The sequence below is a fragment of the Providencia sp. PROV048 genome, assembly GCF_033688165.1.
Classification (GTDB): Bacteria; Pseudomonadota; Gammaproteobacteria; order Enterobacterales; family Enterobacteriaceae; genus Providencia; species Providencia hangzhouensis.
The window spans coordinates 221,842-239,288 of sequence record NZ_CP096360.1 but is presented as its reverse complement, the minus strand read 5'-3'; the positions used below and the strand labels follow the sequence as shown (position 1 = coordinate 239,288).

The 17,447-nt window shown below is 42.4% G+C and carries 16 protein-coding genes; 11 read left to right on the top strand and 5 right to left on the bottom strand.

Annotated elements, in window-relative coordinates; translation table 11 throughout:
* Nucleotides 1-264: 264 nt before the first annotated feature.
* Together glpD and M1F26_RS01045 are read left to right on the top strand one after the other, a co-directional pair.
* On the top strand, nucleotides 265-1,770 hold the full coding sequence (gene glpD, locus M1F26_RS01050; RefSeq protein WP_140171972.1) for a glycerol-3-phosphate dehydrogenase: 1,506 nt from the start codon (nucleotides 265-267) through the stop codon (nucleotides 1,768-1,770).
* 336 nt (nucleotides 1,771-2,106) lie between these two features.
* A complete protein-coding gene (locus M1F26_RS01045; RefSeq protein WP_410480043.1) occupies nucleotides 2,107-2,745 on the top strand; it encodes an ATP-binding cassette domain-containing protein in 639 nt (212 codons plus the stop codon).
* A gap of 42 nt (nucleotides 2,746-2,787) precedes the next feature.
* On the opposite strand, the gene M1F26_RS01040 is transcribed toward M1F26_RS01045, so the two are convergent.
* The 3 genes from M1F26_RS01040 to M1F26_RS01030 are packed head-to-tail and all read right to left on the bottom strand — an operon-like array spanning nucleotide 2,788 to nucleotide 4,235.
* The gene (locus tag M1F26_RS01040) at nucleotides 2,788-3,312 is read right to left on the bottom strand and encodes a DUF2569 family protein (RefSeq protein ID WP_180359507.1); all 525 of its coding nucleotides are present in this window, start codon (nucleotides 3,310-3,312) and stop codon (nucleotides 2,788-2,790) included.
* 11 nt (nucleotides 3,313-3,323) lie between these two features.
* The gene (locus tag M1F26_RS01035; RefSeq protein ID WP_042851696.1) at nucleotides 3,324-3,683 is read right to left on the bottom strand and encodes a DUF488 domain-containing protein; all 360 of its coding nucleotides are present in this window, start codon (nucleotides 3,681-3,683) and stop codon (nucleotides 3,324-3,326) included.
* 39 nt (nucleotides 3,684-3,722) lie between these two features.
* Nucleotides 3,723-4,235, bottom strand: a complete 513-nt coding sequence (locus M1F26_RS01030; RefSeq protein ID WP_140171971.1) for a DUF2569 domain-containing protein — start codon at nucleotides 4,233-4,235, stop codon at nucleotides 3,723-3,725.
* A gap of 151 nt (nucleotides 4,236-4,386) precedes the next feature.
* Here M1F26_RS01030 and M1F26_RS01025 point away from each other — a divergent pair, with 151 nt between their 5' ends.
* Entirely contained in the window at nucleotides 4,387-5,286 is a 900-nt protein-coding gene (locus tag M1F26_RS01025; protein WP_109912384.1) for a DNA-3-methyladenine glycosylase family protein, read from the top strand.
* A 57-nt stretch (nucleotides 5,287-5,343) separates the two neighbouring features.
* Here M1F26_RS01025 and poxB read toward each other — a convergent pair whose 3' ends face one another.
* Entirely contained in the window at nucleotides 5,344-7,068 is a 1,725-nt protein-coding gene (gene poxB / locus M1F26_RS01020) for a ubiquinone-dependent pyruvate dehydrogenase (RefSeq protein WP_140171970.1), read from the bottom strand.
* Between the two features lie 822 nt (nucleotides 7,069-7,890).
* Here poxB and proP point away from each other — a divergent pair.
* The 3 genes from proP (at nucleotide 7,891) to M1F26_RS01005 (ending at nucleotide 11,295) form a co-directional block, all read left to right on the top strand.
* Entirely contained in the window at nucleotides 7,891-9,393 is a 1,503-nt protein-coding gene (gene proP / locus M1F26_RS01015) for a glycine betaine/L-proline transporter ProP (RefSeq protein WP_140171969.1), read from the top strand.
* 68 nt (nucleotides 9,394-9,461) lie between these two features.
* Nucleotides 9,462-10,904: a deoxyribodipyrimidine photo-lyase gene (gene phrB / locus M1F26_RS01010; protein WP_140171968.1), complete on the top strand. Its 1,443-nt coding sequence runs from the start codon at nucleotides 9,462-9,464 to the stop codon at nucleotides 10,902-10,904.
* A 79-nt stretch (nucleotides 10,905-10,983) separates the two neighbouring features.
* Nucleotides 10,984-11,295: a monooxygenase gene (locus M1F26_RS01005; protein WP_140171967.1), complete on the top strand. Its 312-nt coding sequence runs from the start codon at nucleotides 10,984-10,986 to the stop codon at nucleotides 11,293-11,295.
* A 148-nt stretch (nucleotides 11,296-11,443) separates the two neighbouring features.
* Here M1F26_RS01005 and paaZ read toward each other — a convergent pair whose 3' ends face one another.
* Nucleotides 11,444-13,507: a phenylacetic acid degradation bifunctional protein PaaZ gene (gene paaZ, locus M1F26_RS01000; protein WP_140171966.1), complete on the bottom strand. Its 2,064-nt coding sequence runs from the start codon at nucleotides 13,505-13,507 to the stop codon at nucleotides 11,444-11,446.
* A 323-nt stretch (nucleotides 13,508-13,830) separates the two neighbouring features.
* On the opposite strand from paaZ, the gene paaA reads away from it, so the two are divergent.
* The 5 genes from paaA to paaE are packed head-to-tail and all read left to right on the top strand — an operon-like array spanning nucleotide 13,831 to nucleotide 17,440.
* The gene (gene paaA / locus M1F26_RS00995) at nucleotides 13,831-14,769 is read left to right on the top strand and encodes a 1,2-phenylacetyl-CoA epoxidase subunit PaaA (protein WP_094960837.1); all 939 of its coding nucleotides are present in this window, start codon (nucleotides 13,831-13,833) and stop codon (nucleotides 14,767-14,769) included.
* Between the two features lie 31 nt (nucleotides 14,770-14,800).
* Nucleotides 14,801-15,088 carry a 1,2-phenylacetyl-CoA epoxidase subunit PaaB gene (paaB, locus tag M1F26_RS00990; protein ID WP_004262911.1) on the top strand — a complete coding sequence of 96 codons (288 nt, stop codon included), beginning with the start codon at nucleotides 14,801-14,803 and terminating at the stop codon, nucleotides 15,086-15,088.
* Between the two features lie 10 nt (nucleotides 15,089-15,098).
* Complete coding sequence (paaC, locus tag M1F26_RS00985; protein WP_140171965.1) at nucleotides 15,099-15,857, top strand: 1,2-phenylacetyl-CoA epoxidase subunit PaaC; 759 nt, start codon at nucleotides 15,099-15,101, stop codon at nucleotides 15,855-15,857.
* Between the two features lie 4 nt (nucleotides 15,858-15,861).
* On the top strand, nucleotides 15,862-16,371 hold the full coding sequence (gene paaD, locus M1F26_RS00980; protein ID WP_140171964.1) for a 1,2-phenylacetyl-CoA epoxidase subunit PaaD: 510 nt from the start codon (nucleotides 15,862-15,864) through the stop codon (nucleotides 16,369-16,371).
* Nucleotides 16,372-16,381: 10 nt separating this feature from the next.
* Nucleotides 16,382-17,440, top strand: coding sequence for a 1,2-phenylacetyl-CoA epoxidase subunit PaaE (gene paaE, locus M1F26_RS00975; RefSeq protein ID WP_140171963.1), 1,059 nt, complete (start codon nucleotides 16,382-16,384; stop codon nucleotides 17,438-17,440).
* Nucleotides 17,441-17,447: the final 7 nt, after the last annotated feature.

The window sequence follows — 17,447 nt, the reverse complement described above, 5'->3', positions numbered from 1 at the left end:
TCCTCACTGCCATCATGCTTCTTGCTATCCCCCTATTTTAGCCCTCAGCCTTACCATCATTTTTTCTTTTTCGCGCGAAATTCTCTTTTTTCCATTGTGAATAACAATATTTTATGTGTGGGTATTGAAAAAAAATTGTTACCAATATCACGCAGTTGTTATTTTTTTCATTAATAATAGTTGGCATCACTATCTATTTTGACTACAATCAAATGAGCGAAAACGAACATTATTGAAAGTGTTTCGAACATCTCAGGGGGATGCATGGAAACTAAAGACTTGATTGTCATCGGCGGCGGGATCAACGGCGCTGGAATTGCAGCAGATGCTGCAGGTCGTGGATTATCGGTATTACTGCTCGAAGCTCAAGACTTGGCAAGTGCGACTTCATCTGCGAGTTCTAAACTCATTCATGGTGGCTTACGTTATTTAGAGCATTATGAATTTAGATTAGTCAGCGAAGCTTTGGCAGAACGTGAAGTGCTATTACGATTAGCACCGCATATCGCCTTCCCAATGCGCTTCCGCTTACCTCATCAGCCTCATTTACGTCCAGCTTGGATGATCCGTATTGGCCTATTCTTATATGACCATTTAGGCAAACGTGTCAGCTTACCAAGTAGTAAGGGGCTGAAATTCAACCAAAACTCTGTACTAAAACCTGAACTAACAAAAGGTTTTGAATATTCCGATTGTTGGGTTGATGATGCGCGTTTAGTTGTGTTAAACGCTCAAGAAGTGGTACGTAAGAATGGTGAAGTTCGTACTCGCACAAAAGTGACTCGCGCTTACCGTGAAAATGGCTTATGGGTTGTTGAAGCTCAAGACTTACGTACGGGTGAAACCCATACATGGAAAGCGAAAGGGCTGGTTAATGCCACTGGGCCTTGGGTAAAAGAGTTCTTTGATGATGGCCTGAAATTAAAATCACCTTATGGTATTCGCCTAATCAAAGGTAGCCATATTGTCGTTCCGCGTGCTCATGATGAACCACAAGCGTACATCTTACAAAATGAAGATAACCGTATTGTATTTGTTATCCCGTGGATGGATGAATTTTCTATCATCGGCACCACTGATGTAGAATACAAAGGCGACCCGAAAGACGTCAAAATTGATGAAAACGAAGTTAACTATTTACTGAAAGTGTATAACGACCACTTCAAAAAACAGTTAACCGTGAGTGATATTGTTTGGGACTATTCAGGTGTTCGCCCACTGTGCGACGATGAATCAGACTCACCACAAGCCATTACTCGTGATTACACATTGGATATTCACGATGAACAAGGCCAAGCGCCATTGTTATCTGTATTTGGCGGTAAATTAACCACTTACCGTAAATTAGCGGAAGCTGCTGTGAATAAGTTAGCGACTTACTATCCAAATGCAGGTAGCCCATGGACTAAAAATGGTCAGTTACCAGGTGGTGATATCGAAGGTTGTGACCGTGATGGTTATGCACGTGTATTACGTCAACATTATCAATGGCTTCCTGAAGGCTTAGCGCTACGTTTTGCCAGAACTTACGGTAGCAACAGTAAACTGATCCTTGAAGGCGCGAATTCACTCAGCGACCTTGGTGAAGCATTCTCTGCGAATGTCTACGAAGCGGAATTACGTTACTTAGTCAAACATGAGTGGGTAACAGAGTTGGATGATGCTATTTGGCGTCGCACTAAATTGGGTATGTGGCTGAATGAAGAAGAAAAACAGCGCATTGCTCAATGGTTAGCAAAAAATGGGTTGTCAGAAAATACCTCTGTATAATCGTAAAATCTCGTTGTTATAAAATCTCGTTGTTAATGGAAAAAGCCAGTCATCACTGTTTGACTGGCTTTTTTTATTTTAAATCGTTGCCAAGAATTTCAGAAAAGACCCAATCACGATAAGTTGTACAAATCAATTACGCCTGTTTATAATGTATGCGAATTTACCTCTCACCCAACTTCACAGGTACGCCTCACGATGAACTAAGCACTGCCAGAAAATATTTTCCAATACCCTTTTGGTATTCATTTTTCTGTTCCTGGCAGGCAAACGCTTTCATCGACACTTCTTGATAAGTCAACGACGTTGTCTGTCCTCATTATTTTGGAGGTGCATATGACGATTGCTTGTCACTTTTCACAGCTCAATATTGAATTTAACCAAACCGCCCTTTTTCCACCGCTAAACGGGACGCTATCATGCCAAAAAAATGCCTTAATTGGTTATAATGGCAAAGGAAAATCCGTTTTGATGCGTATTCTTGCTGGCCAATTAGCCCCTACGAAAGGGAATGTACATTGGGATCTCCCCTTTATCTATGTCGGTCAATTAACCCGACTCACAGGAGACACTCTTATCGATGCCTTAGGCATCAATGAGCTTTATCATGCATTCTTACGCATTGAGGCAGGAAATGGTTCTTTGGCAGATTTTGAGCTCACAGAAGATAAATGGCATTTACCTTCCCAATGGCAAAGTCTATTGGACTCTGCGGGGCTCGCTATCTCAATGGAAGCACCTATCTCCCATTTAAGTGGTGGTGAACGTACCCGCCTCGCGCTTTGTCGTGCATTTCTTCATCAAGATCACTTTTTGCTACTCGATGAACCGGATAACCATTTAGACTTGGATTCAAAACAACTACTTGAAGCGCTATTGCAGGACTACCAAGGAACACTCTTACTGGTTTCTCACGATGACGCCTTTATTGCAAACTGCAATATAACCCATACGCTAAATCTTTCTGATAAATAACTGTCTACTAGGCCACTGCCAAATTAGGTGTGGCCATCAGCTTTAATGGATAAACGTATTTTTAACGCGATGAGAAGCTAAAAAGTAGGGGATCCATAACACACAATAGAAACTGCCATTTATAGCCGTAATAATATTTGAGTAGTTAATTTCCAAACCAAATATATATGGGAACACAAAACGAGCAACTAATACCATTAAAGTAAACAGTACCATGGTGGCGATAAACAGCCACTTCGCCTGTTTTTTCCATTTAACCGCAGCGATAAACGTCCAAAAGAATAGAGCAATTAAAACACCATAACCGAGTTGCAAGAGGTAAAAACCTGTCGCAAAGCCTGAAATATAAAAATCAGAATCCGCTTCAGTTGCCAATGGCCATGCAGTTTGTACTTGCGAGATTTCTTGCAATAGCATCGTGACCGTTGTGTACAACATATAAAACAGTCCGATAATTGGTAAAATTAACCAGCCACTAATCCCCTGTAACGGCTTTTTAACCGCTGGTTGAGCCACCGATGATATTATTGCTGGCTCTGTTTGTGTGGTTGATTGCTGAATATCCATTCCGATAACCTTTATTTACTTTTACTTTGCATTTTATCTTCAAGAAATGCTTTGAGTACAATTGCTTGATTATGTTCTGTATTTTTAGCACTGTATAACAGTGTTAAATCACCTTGTTTTGCCTGAGAAACCAACGCCTGCCAAGCCGTTGTGTTATTAAGTTCCTGCTGATATCGTTCGATAAACTGTGCAAACTGATCTGTGTTCTGATGAAACCATTTACGCAGTTCATTAGAAGGTGCAACGTCTTTATTCCAAGAGTCGTGTTGTAAATCTGTTTTTTTTATTCCTCTTGGCCACAGTCTATCAATAAGCACACGGTAGCCATCGTTATCGTCAACAGGGTCATAAACTCGTTTGCATTTAATCATCATTTACCTACCCAATAAAAAATCACAAAATTTTATTTGTTAATTTACAAAGGTATTTTTAACTCGCCTTGAAACTAAAAAATACGGTATCCAAATTGCACAAGCAATTAGTGCCCGAAAAATATCTTTGATATCCGAGGATTCAACTTCTAAATCCAATAAAATACTTGCGAGTATGATATCCGTAACCGTCAAAACTAAAGAAAAGATCTGGAAAAAAATATAAATTTTAATTGTGAGTTTTTTCTTTGTAAAAAAGACATAACTTAGAAAAAGCAAGGTCGCGTATAAAATAACGTTACCTAAAACCTCAAAGTAGATGAGCTCTTTAAATAATGGAATAAATGAACTTGATTGTGGGTCTGTTAATTCAACCCAATATTCAATCACTTGAGTATTTTGCTCATAAATAGAAAAAGGCAAAATAATCAAGGACAATATTATCCCTAACATAGGAAAAATAAGCCATCCACCAATGCCTGTTAATTCCCGCCTTGGTTGTGGTGATGGTACCGAAGTGCCATGAGATGAACTGTGACCTTCAGTTTTCATTTACACTTCCTTATTAAATGGATAAATAATATCAGTACAAAATAAATAGCTCTGTACAAGATAACATATCTGCTCTGTAAAAAATGAGTAACTAAATGCGCTAATTCACAATAATATTGTGAATAAAGAAAAATCTGACAAGGCCATCATTATGCAAATATTTACCGCACAGCTAACTCTCCCTACCAATTACCTTTATGGTGATTTTTTTGCCTTTCATCTGAGAGATCAACACAATGTCGCGGAAATAGTGGAAGAAAACACATTACACAAGGGCATAATATGGCAACAACATGCAACAAAAATGACATTGGAGCTTCAAAAGCAACACGCAACGATTTCATTAGCAATTGACTCCCCATCTATCATTATCAATGAACCAGACCTATTAACGCTGGCACAGCATGTACTCGGCTTAAAACAGAATATTGATGAGTTCGAAAAACACTACCTTGAAACTCCAGTACTTGGTCAGCTCATTGGAAAGCAAAGAGGATTAAGGATTTATCAATCTGCCAGCGCATTTGAAGCGTTAGTTTGGGCTATTATAGGCCAACAAATTAGTGTTCATGCGGCTATCGCCATTCGTCGGCGCTTTATCCAAGCGGTAGGAATTCAGCACACTTCAGGTATTTGGTGTTTCCCCGACACTCCACAAATCAAGTTAGTTGATGACGAGACCCTGCGACAAACGGGCTTTTCAAACGGTAAAATTATCGCCCTCAGAGCCCTTTGTGAAGCCATCGAAAATCAACAAATTGATTTATCACAGCAGGTTACTCACTCCAATGCGAATCAAATAACTGAGCAATTATTACAAATCAAAGGTATTGGCCCTTGGACTGTAAGCTATGCTTTACTACGAGGATTCAATTACTTAGATGGCTCATTACATGGGGATGTAGCGGTAAGACGTAATCTGCAAACATTGCTCGCGAAATCAGAACAGCCTACCGCCAAAGAAACGGAAAAATGGTTGGAGCAATTCTCCCCATGGCGCGCACTGGTTGCCGCCCATTTGTGGCGTAGTCAGTCAGCCGCAGGATATTGATAAATAAAAAAACCCAATCCATCTGAATTGGGCTTTCCCGCTATTCACAATAATGACTTAACGTAGCCAGTTTGTTTTCACTAATTGAACGACTTCATCACCGCGACCACTCATAATCGCTTTTAACATATATAGGCTAAAGCCTTTTGCTTCTTGTGCTGCGATTTCTGGCGGCATAGACAGCTCTTGTTTAGCAGTCAAGACATCAACCACCACTGGCCCATCATGGGCAAAAGCTTCTTTTAATGCACCGTCTAGATCTTCACTTTTTTCAACCCGGATGCCTTTGATACCCGCGGCATTCGCAATCGCTGCAAAGTTAGGGTTCTGTAAATCCGTTCCCGCTGTCAAGAAACCTGCCACTTTCATTTCCATGGCCACAAAACCAAGTACGCCATTGTTATGAATGATGATTTTTACTGGTAATTGCATTTGGGAAAGAGAGATAAAATCTCCCATTAACATACTGAAACCACCATCACCGCACATGGCAACCACTTGGCGTTTTTTATCAACGGCCTGCGCACCAATAGCTTGTGGCATCGCATTCGCCATTGACCCGTGGTTAAAAGAGCCAATTAAACGGCGTTTACCGTTCATTTTCAAGTAGCGTGCAGCCCATACTGTCGGGGTTCCAACGTCACAAGTGAAAATCGCATCATCCGCAGCTAATTCACTAATTTTTGTTGCAAGATACTGAGGATGTATTAACCCTTCATGACCCGGTTTAGCGAGATCATCTAACCCTTTTCGAGCCTCTTCATAATGTTTTAAAGCGCCATCAAGGTGTTTTGTATCCTGCTTAGCCTGTAAATGTGGCTGTAATGCATCCAATGTCGCTTTAATATCACCAATCAGCCCCATATCAATATGGCAGTGGGAGCCCAGGCTGCCTGCATTAATATCAACCTGAATGATTTTAGCTTCACTTGGGTAGAAAGGGCGGTATGGAAATTGTGTCCCTAACAAAACAACTGTATCTGCGTTCATCATTGCGTGGTAACCTGATGAAAAACCGATTAAACCTGTCATTCCGACGCTGTATGGGTTATCCCATTCAATATGTTCTTTACCACGTAACGCGTGTACTACCGGCGCTTTTAGGGTTTCTGCTAGCTTAACCACTTCATCATGGGCACCTGCGCAGCCATTACCACAGAATAGCGTGATATTCTTAGACTGATTCAGCAGTTCGGCGAGTTTTTCGATTTCACTTCGCTGAGGCATAATCAGTGGCGCTTGCGGCTGATACCATGTCTCTTTCGCTGACTCTGGCGCATCTTTTAGTGCAATATCACCCGGTATCACAACGACTGATACCCCTTTATTCAGAATCGCTTTACGCATAGCGATACCAAGAACTTGTGGAATTTGCTCTGGATTAGAGACCATTTCACAGTAATGGCTGCATTCACGGAATAATTCAGTTGGGTGAGTTTCTTGGAAATAATTACTACCAATTTCGCTGGATGGGATATGAGCAGCAATCGCCAATACGGGTACGCGATTACGGTGGCAATCATACAACCCATTAATAAGATGCATATTTCCTGGCCCGCAAGAGCCTGCACATACGGCTAAATTACCGGTTAGCTGAGCTTCTGAACCCGCAGCAAAGGCAGCCACTTCCTCATGACGAGTTCCTAGCCACTCAATAGCGCCTTGACGACGTAAGCTGTCGGTTAAGCCATTTAACGAGTCTCCTGTAACGCCCCAAATACGTTTAACACCTGCATTATCAAGTACTTTTGCAATATAGGATGCAACACTCTGTTTTTTCATAATGGCACTCTTTTAAGTCGGATGTGATACCCTTGATATCTTGCAGTACAAAATATGAAGGGTATTTTTAGATGCATAACAACATTCAAAGTAGAATTTTGTCATACTCGCTTATATCAAACCCAATATCGACAATAGATTGATTGTAACTAAGTAAATTCCTCATTCCTACTCATCAAATTAAATATAAAATAGAACAGCATAATCCACCGTTATTATCAAAAGAAGAGGATAGCAACAAGATAAATAAATAGACGAGTTATTAATAGCTTAAGCAAAACAAGAGCATCGTAAAAGGATGGGGTTATCTTCATATATTCTTCATCGCAACAATACCATTATTTCGACCATATTAAATTGCTAACCTTATATATTTATGACAGGCTAAAACTCACCTATCAAAATGTATTAAATTGATTTTAAACAATTTATTTTTACCCACTCCTTTACTGAGTATCTATTTTTTCAATTATTCAGTTCAATCGTTATATTACTAACACAAAATCCTATCAAAGCATATGTATTAGTATAAAACACCTATATTTTACATTTGTTCGATATTAATGTAGTATTAGTACTGTATTTTTTAACTCAAGGTGGCTTTTTGGCTGTATTTACAACACAAACACTCTCATTATTCTACCCACGACGTACCTATTTTAGCCTGGTATTTCAGCGCGACATAAAAACACTAAAAACTTATCTATTACGTAAACAACGTCTATTCTAAATAATAAGGTTTAATATTTTACCGATGTATGAAAACCCACATCTTAAATGCTGTTGTTTCGGTTATTGAAATTAAAATAAGAGGATGGTTTCATGAGATTCAAGAAGAAAAAAGAAAAACCGTTAAATATTAGTGATATTACTATTATTGATGACGGTAAACTCAAAAAAGCAATTACCGCGGCTTCGCTGGGTAATGCGATGGAATGGTTTGATTTTGGGGTATATGGTTTCTTAGCCTATGTTCTCGGTCAGGTTTTCTTTCCGGACGCATCACCGAGCGTACAGATGATTGCCGCATTAGCCACTTTCTCCGTGCCTTTCTTAGTTAGGCCATTAGGGGGGGTCGTTTTTGGTATTTTAGGTGACAAATACGGCCGTCAAAAAGTCCTTTCGATGACAATTATCATCATGGCAGTCAGTACCTTCTGTATTGGTTTGATTCCATCCTATGAGAGCATCGGTATCTGGGCCCCCATTCTGTTATTAATTGCTAAGTTAGCTCAAGGTTTCTCGGTAGGTGGTGAATATTCTGGTGCTGCAATCTTCGTTGCAGAATACTCACCAGACCGTAAACGTGGTTTTATGGGCAGTTGGTTAGATTTTGGCTCTATCGCTGGTTTCGTCTTAGGTGCGGGTGTCGTTGTCCTGATATCGAGCATTGTTGGAGAAGCCAACTTCCATGATTGGGGCTGGAGAATTCCGTTCTTCTTAGCGTTACCGTTAGGGATCATCGGGTTATATCTACGTCATTCACTGGAAGAAACTCCTGCGTTCCAACAACATGTTGAATCGTTAGAAAAACAAGATAAAGCCAATATTCAAAATCCACCAAAAATCTCAGTACGTGAAGTGGCGACTAAGTATTGGAAAAGCTTGATGATTTGTGTTGGCTTGGTTATCGCAACCAACGTGACTTACTATATGTTGCTGACCTACATGCCAAGTTACTTATCACACAACCTGAATTACTCTACTGACCATGGTGTGCTAATTATTATTGCAATTATGATTGGTATGTTATTTGTTCAACCGATTATCGGTTTAACCAGTGATAAAATTGGTCGTCGCCCATTTGTCATTACCGGTAGCGTAGGGCTGATTTTATTGGCATACCCTGCGTTTATGTTAATCAACAGTGGTTCTGTTGGCTTAATTTTCCTGGGTTTATTGATTTTAGCGGTGCTGTTGAACTGTTTTACAGGGGTTATGGCGTCTATTTTACCCGCGATTTTCCCAACTCATATTCGTTACAGTGCGTTAGCTATTGCCTTTAATATTTCAGTATTAATTGCCGGTGCGACACCGACTGTTGCGGCATGGTTGGTCGAATCAACTACTGACTTATACATGCCAGCGTATTACTTAATCGTGATTGCTTTAATTGGTTTATATACGGGTATCAGAATGCCAGAAACGGCGAATAAACCATTACGCGGAGCAACACCTGCTGCATCAGATAAAGCCGAGGCAAAAGAAATTCTTAGCGAGCACTTTGACAATATTGAACAAAAAGTTGAAGATATTGACGAACAAATTGCTGAACTTGAGAAAAAACGCCAATCCTTAATCAATCAGCATCCTAAATTAGATTAAACATAATAGGGCCGTTTACCGGCCCTTTGTTTTGACTTCAACGAAAATGTTAACCGAGGAGGGAGGCGATGGCAGCCAAACAAGTTTGTCATCTTATCTGGTTTCGCAATGACCTACGGGTCACTGATAACAAAGCACTTTCCTCCGCCTGCGCAGACCCAGATGCGCAAGTTATCGCCCTATTTACTGCCACCTCTGAGCAATGGCAACAACATGATATGGCTGAGCGGCAAATTTCATTCATTCACCAGAATCTTGTTGAACTACAGAATTCACTTGCTGAGCTTGGTATTCCACTGGTTTGTCAAACTGAGGCGAATTTTGCTGATGCGGCACAATGGGTACTCGATTACGCAAAGACGCAACAGGCTGATGCCTTGTTTTTTAATCGGCAATACGAGTGGAACGAAAAACAACGGGATGAATGGTTAATCAATCAACCTCATGGGTTGCATATCCATGCTTTTGACGATTACTTATTACTTCCCCCGGGTTCCGTCACGAATCAAAAAGGGGAGATGTATCAAGTCTATACCCCTTTTCGCCGAGCTTTCATCACCCAACTTACCGTGACAGATTGTCGTTCACTGCGTGCCCCAGAAAAACGAGCGGTCGCCATCAACATTGATAAGACTTTACCGTTATTTCCGCATCAGCCCATTGAAGACTCACCACAATTTCCTGCTGGTGAAAAATCTGCTTTAACGCGACTCAGGCAGTTTTGTTCCCAGAAAGTCGCCGGTTATAAAAACGATAGAGATATTCCTTCTATTGTTGGTACCAGCCAATTATCACCTTACCTCGCGATGGGGGTGCTGTCCCCTCGCCAATGCTTCAACCGATTACAAGCAGAAAATCCCCAAGTGTTGGATTACCCAGATAGCGGGGCATTCACTTGGTTAAATGAGTTAATTTGGCGTGAATTTTATTCGCATCTTTTAGTGGCGTTCCCACGCCTATGTCGCCATCAGCCATTTATTCAATGGACACAACACATTCACTGGAATGATTCTTCAACCGATTTTGCAGCATGGAAAACGGGACAAACGGGTTACCCAATAGTGGATGCCGCTATGCGCCAACTGAATACAACAGGTTGGATGCATAACCGTCTACGTATGATTGTGGCTAGCTTTTTAGTCAAAGACTTACTGATTGATTGGCGCAAAGGTGAAAAATACTTTATGAGCCAACTCCTTGATGGCAGTTTAGCCGCAAATAACGGCGGTTGGCAGTGGTCAGCCTCTACTGGCGTTGACGCCTCCCCTTGGTTTCGTATCTTTAACCCAACCACTCAAGGGAAAAAGTTTGATGCGCAAGGGACTTTTATTCGCCATTGGTTACCCGAATTACAGCAAGTTCCCGATAAGTATATTCATACACCCCATGAATGGGCGGTGCTCAGCAGCACACCGATTAATTATCCAGAGCCGATTGTTGACCATAAACAAGCCCGTCTCGCCACTCTAGCGGCATTTGAAGCGGGTAAGCGTAATAGTTTGAAGCAATAAATCGTTTAAAATACGATAAATAGCAAAGTTATTATTTGCTTTAATAATTACTATAGCGCTTCAATCATAAGGAGCAGATATGAGCGTTATTTTACAAGTTGATTTTCCGTATCAGGGGCCATGGGGCGCAGAAATGACCGTGGCAATGGATGAATTAGCCAATTCAATCAACCAAGAACCTGGTTTTGTGTGGAAAATTTGGACAGAAAACCAACAAACTCAAAAAGCCGGGGGCGTTTATCTGTTTACCTCTGAAGCCTATGCCAAAGCATATCTACAAAAACACAGCGCACGCCTGAAATCTTTCGGTATCCCTGAAGTACGTGGTGAAATTTTTGCAGTCAATAAGGCGCTTAGCCAATTAAACCAAGCGCAGTTTATTGCCAACTAACCGCTTACTGACGTTGAAATTCACATAACCACATCTGAGGTAAATAAGCCATTGGCTTGTAAAGCAAAATGACTTTTTACCTCATCACAACAGGAAATGATTGAAAAATCACCTATTAGCTCAATAATTAATTCACACCGTATAATGGCTAATGAAAATCACCTACACGACGCTCCACCAGCGTTAAAATACTGTACAACGCCACAACGGTATCATCCTGATTAAACACTTGCACATCCCATTCAACAACACCGTTAGGTTTATCTTCAGCAAGTTTTTGTGTTTTTTTGATCTTTTTCTTGCACGTTAGGCGAACTTGTATGGTGTCTCCGATTTTCACCGGTTCAATAAAACGCAAACTTTCCATGCCATAATTGGCGATTACGGGCCCAACACCTGCATCAACAAATAACCCTGCGGCTGCTGAAACGACAAAATAGCCGTGCGCAATTCGTTCACCAAATAACGACTGTGCTGCGCCAATTTTATCGACGTGAACATAAAAATTATCACCGCTGAGACAAGCAAAATTAGCAATATCGGCCTCTGTAACGGTACGCCTTGCAGTCAGTAATGTGTCGCCAATCGCTAAGTCTTCAAAATATTTACGGAATGGATGAACCACATCAGCAATAGTGTCTGCCCCGCGAATCCATTGTTTGGTAATGGCTGTTAGCATCGAAGGGCTACCTTGGATGGCAGTACGCTGCATATAGTGTTTGACAGCTCTCAACCCACCGAGCTCCTCACCACCACCTGCACGACCTGGGCCGCCGTGTACTAGTAACGGAAGCGGAGAACCGTGGCCTGTAGACTCCGCGGCGGATGCTTCGTTTAAAATTAGCATCCGCCCATGTGCCCGCGCACTCGCACGAATGACCGTTTGCGCGACTTGTGCATCAGCAGTGACTAAAGTCCCCGCAAGGCTACCTCCACCTAAAATCGCCAATTGCACCGCCTGTTCGATATTCTCATAGCTCATTAACGTGGCGACTGGACCAAAAGCCTCGATTTCATGTACTGCTGTCGATTTAAAAGGCTCTGCACAATACAACAACGTTGGTGGATAGAAAGCCCCGTTCTGGCTATCTGCACCAATCACATCCAGCTTTTCGAATTGCCCACCACATAGGACATCACAGCCATGGTCACGTAAATAATTCACTTTCTCTTGAACATCTTGGCGCTGTTCTAAGTTAATCAATGCGCCCATTCTGACCCCTTCAACCGCAGGATCGCCCACTGCTGTGGCAGATAAACGTTTCAATAACGCCTGCTTCACATTTTCGAGCTGGTTTTTCGGCACGATAATACGACGAATCGCAGTACACTTCTGTCCCGCTTTCGCTGTCATTTCACGAACAACTTCTTTAATGAATAAAGCAAATTCAGGCTGTTCTGGCTGGACATCATCACCTAAAATTGCACAGTTCAGTGAATCCGCTTCCATTGTAAAAGGCACTGATTTGGCAATGATACGTGGATGCGATTTCAGTTTTTGTCCTGTACTAGCCGACCCTGTAAAAGTCACCACATCTTCAAAATCGAGGTGTTCAAACATATCACCAACACCACCGCAAACTAGTTGAATTGCGCCATCAGGTACCAAGCCGCTATCCACCATTAACTTCACCATCGCCTGTGTTAACTGTGCTGAGGCGGTTGCTGGTTTGATAATTGCAGGCATACCAGCAAGCCATGTTGGGGCCAGTTTTTCTAACATTCCCCAACAAGGGAAGTTAAATGCATTAATGTGCAGGGCAACCCCACGGCGAGATGTTAAAATGTGATGGCCAATAAATTGCCCTTGTTTCGATAATGGGATCATTTCATCTTCAGGCCAAATCGTGTCATCTGGTAGCTCACGGTTAGCGAGCCCCGAATAAGAAAACAATGTGGCAATTCCCCCTTCAATATCCACCCAGCTATCCGCTTTGGTTGCGCCAGTTTGTGCCGAAATCGCATATAACTGCGCTTTATGTTCCAGTAGATATTTTGCTAGAGCCTTAAGCATTTGCCCGCGTTGCTGGAATGTCATCGCTGACAATATTTCGCCCCCCACTTGGCGACCATATTGCAAACTTTCAGCTAACGGCAACCCTTCAGTCGTCACCGTATATAAGGTTTCATTCGTTAGTGCATGATGAATTTTTCGCCCTTCGCCCTCACCTTGCACCCATTTCCCCATAATATAACTTGTTAAATGCTGCATATTCCTCTCCAGAAATAAAAAACATCAATTAAAATCAGATAACAAATATGTATCATAAAAATAAGCATAGACGCCAATTTAAATTTAACAAATTAAGAACAACTTTGTCTTAAACACCCACTCCCATAAAAACCACACAAAAATAATCAATACCAATTCATTGTTTTTATTTGAATTTAATTTATTGATTGTGAAGTGCATCGCAAAACAAGGTTAATGAACATTGATCTTTATGTTAACAATTACTAGCATTTATGTTAAATAAACATGATTCATTATTTTAATGAAAAATGACATTAACGAATCACTTAATGGAAAGATCAATGAGCGAGCATAATCAGGCTAACTTCGAAGCCAAAATCGAAGCAGATATTTCCATCGAGCCCAAGGACTGGATGCCCGATGCGTATCGGCAAAACCTTATCCGCCAAATTGGTCAGCATGCCCATTCAGAAGTCGTCGGCATGCTACCAGAAGCGAATTGGCTGACACGAGCACCGACACTCCGCCGTAAAGCGATTTTACTGGCCAAAATTCAAGATGAAGCAGGCCATGGTTTATACCTCTATAGCGCTGCCGAAACCCTTGGTTGCTCTCGTCAAGATATCTACCAAAAGCTACTTGATGAAAAAATGAAATATTCCTCCATTTTTAACTACCCGACATTAAGTTGGGCAGACGTAGGAGTGATTGGATGGCTTGTCGATGGAGCGGCAATTGTGAACCAAGTTGCATTGTGCCGTGCCTCTTATGGCCCTTATGCACGAGCAATGGTGAAAATCTGTAAAGAAGAAAGTTTTCACCAACGCCAAGGTTATGAAGCTGTTATGGCACTTGCAGAAGGCACCGATGAGCAAAAAGCGATGCTGCAAGATGCGATAAACCGCTTTTGGTGGCCCGTTCTCACGATGTTCGGCCCCAATGATTCGGACTCCCCGCACAGCGCTCAAAGCATGGCTTGGAAAATCAAACGCTTCAGTAATGATGAGCTACGGCAAAAGTTTGTTGATAACACCGTTCCGCAAGTGGAAGCGTTAGGTATGACGATCCCTGACCCTGATCTGGTTTGGGATGAAGAACTTGGTCATTACCGCTTTGGTGAAATCGACTGGGAAGAGTTTTATCAAGTTATTAAAGGCAATGGCATTTGTAATCACGAGCGCCTTAGCGCTAAGCGCAAAGGGTGGGAAGACGGCGCATGGGTACGTGAAGGTGCAATGGCACATAGCCGCAAACAAAAATCCGTTAAAACGGCGGCTTAATCACTGACCATTTTACAAAAAGGAAAACACCATGAGCAATCAAGATTGGCCTTTATATGAAGTTTTTGTCCGTAGTAAGCAAGGGCTTGCGCATCGTCATGTCGGCAGTTTACATGCGGCTGATGACCAAATGGCACTGGAAAATGCCCGCGATGCATATACAAGGCGTAGCGAAGGCTGCTCAATTTGGGTGGTGAAGGCCGCACATTTAATTGCCTCACAGCCCGAAGATAAAAGCACCTTCTTCGACCCTGCGGATACCAAAGTCTATCGTCACCCAACCTTCTATACCATCCCTGATGGTATCAAAAACATGTAAGGAGCTTGCCATGAACCAACAAGAACAGCTCCACCATTACACATTACGACTTGGCGATACCCCCTTAATTTTAGCGCAGCGCCTGTGCGAATGGTGCGGCCATGCCCCTGAGCTCGAAATTGACCTTGCGTTATCCAATATCGGCTTAGATTTGCTAGGGCAAGCGCGTAACTTTTTGAACTATGCCGCGCAATTAAAAGGAACTGAGTGCGATGAAGACACCCTTGCTTTTTTGCGCGATGAACGAGAATTCAGCAATTTATTACTGGTTGAGCAACCCAACAATGGCTTTGATGACACTCTAGTGCGCCAATTTTTTATGGATGCTTATCATGTTCCATTATATGAAGCGCTAATTCATAGCCGTGATGAACAACTGTCTGCCATTGCTGAGAAATCCCTCAAAGAAGCCGTTTATCACTTGCGTTTTAGCCGTGGTTGGATGATCCGTTTAGGGGATGGCAGTGAAGAAAGTCATCAACGAATCCAACGTTCAGTCAATGAGTTATGGCGTTTTACTGGCGAACTTTTCCATGCTGATGACGTTGAAATCGCACTTAGCGAATTAGGCATCGCCATTGACCCACGTTCTTTACAAGCCGCATGGTTAAACACCATTAACGAAACATTCACTGAAGCGACCCTCACTGTGCCGGAGAAAAAAGCGTATCGCTTAGGCGGCAAGCAAGGCAGCCATACTGAACATTTGGGCTTGTTATTAACACAATTGCAGTTTGTGCAACGCGCTTACCCGAACTGCCAGTGGTGATGCTATGGAACAGAGACTGCAACATTGCGAACTTCAATCGCCCCAGGTTCACCAGATCTGGCAACAGCTCCACCAAATACCCGATCCTGAACTACCCGCACTCTCTATTACTGATCTTGGCATGATCCGCAATGTGCTACCTGCGGCTCAGGGTTGGAAAGTTATTTTTACACCTACCTATTCAGGTTGCCCAGCAACTGAATTTTTAATCAATGAAATCAAAACTGTTCTCGGTAATGCGGGTTTTCCAAACATCGACATCGAAATTCTGTTAACCCCTGCGTGGACAACAGATTGGATGAACCAAGATGCAAAAAGACGCTTGCGTGAATTCGGTATCGCACCACCACAAGGTACGTCCTGCGAGCACCCAGAACACAAAGGTGCCGTCCGTTGTCCACGTTGTGACAGCGAGAAGACCGAAAAAATTAGTGAATTTGGTTCCACTGCATGCAAGGCATTGTATCGATGCACTGAATGCTTAGAACCGTTTGATTACTTTAAATGTATTTAGGGGCACCTATATGACTGTATTTCATCGTTTAAGTATTGCTGCCATTGAGCGTGACACCCCTGATGCTGTCGCCATTACTTTTAACGTACCCGATGCATTACGAGAGCAATATCATTACCGCCCGGGGCAACACCTCACATTAAAAGCCTCTATTAATGGTGAAAACCTACGTCGCTGTTATTCCATTTGCAGCTCACCGGATGAAAACACGCTAAAAATTGGGGTGAAAGCCATTTACGAGGGGCGTTTCTCTAATTTCGTTAACCAAGAGCTACAAGTTGGCGATAGCCTTGATGTGATGGTTCCGCAAGGGCAATTTGGCTACCAGCCAGAAGCAGATAACCACGCACACTACCTTGCCGTCGCTGCTGGCTCTGGGATCACACCATTGCTCTCCATTATTAAAGCCACATTACAAACTGAACCCAAAAGCAGTTTTGTGTTGATTTATGGTAATCGAAATAGCCGCTCAGTGATGTTTAAAGAAAGCATTGCAGACCTAAAAAACCGTTTTGCAACACGTTTCCAAGTTCTCTACCTATTCAGCCAAGAACAGCAAGATAGCGAACTACTCAGCGGCAGGATTAGCCAACAACAGCTCAGCGCCTTAAATAACACCTTATTAAATTTTAAACAATTTAACCGAGCGTTTATTTGTGGGCCCGACAGCATGATGGATGAGGTGCATGACACTTTAGTCGGCTATGGCATGCCAAAGGAATATGTTCACACCGAGCGTTTCAATACTTCAGGCGCTAAATTCAAACCCGCAACAGCTATAACTAGCGAAACACGTCAAGTCAGTATTCACCTTGATGGCAGAACGATGGATATCGCCATGGATAGCCAAGACGACAGTATTTTGGATGCCGCACTGCGCCAAGGTGCGGATTTGCCCTACGCCTGTAAAGGGGGCGTTTGCGCAACCTGCAAATGTAAATTGCGCTCTGGTGAAGTGGAAATGGGGGTCAATTACAGCCTCGAGCCCGACCAAATCGCTGCGGGGTACATTCTTAGCTGCCAAGCGTGGCCAAAAGGCGATGGTGTTGTTTTAGACTTTGACGTGTAGGAGCTGT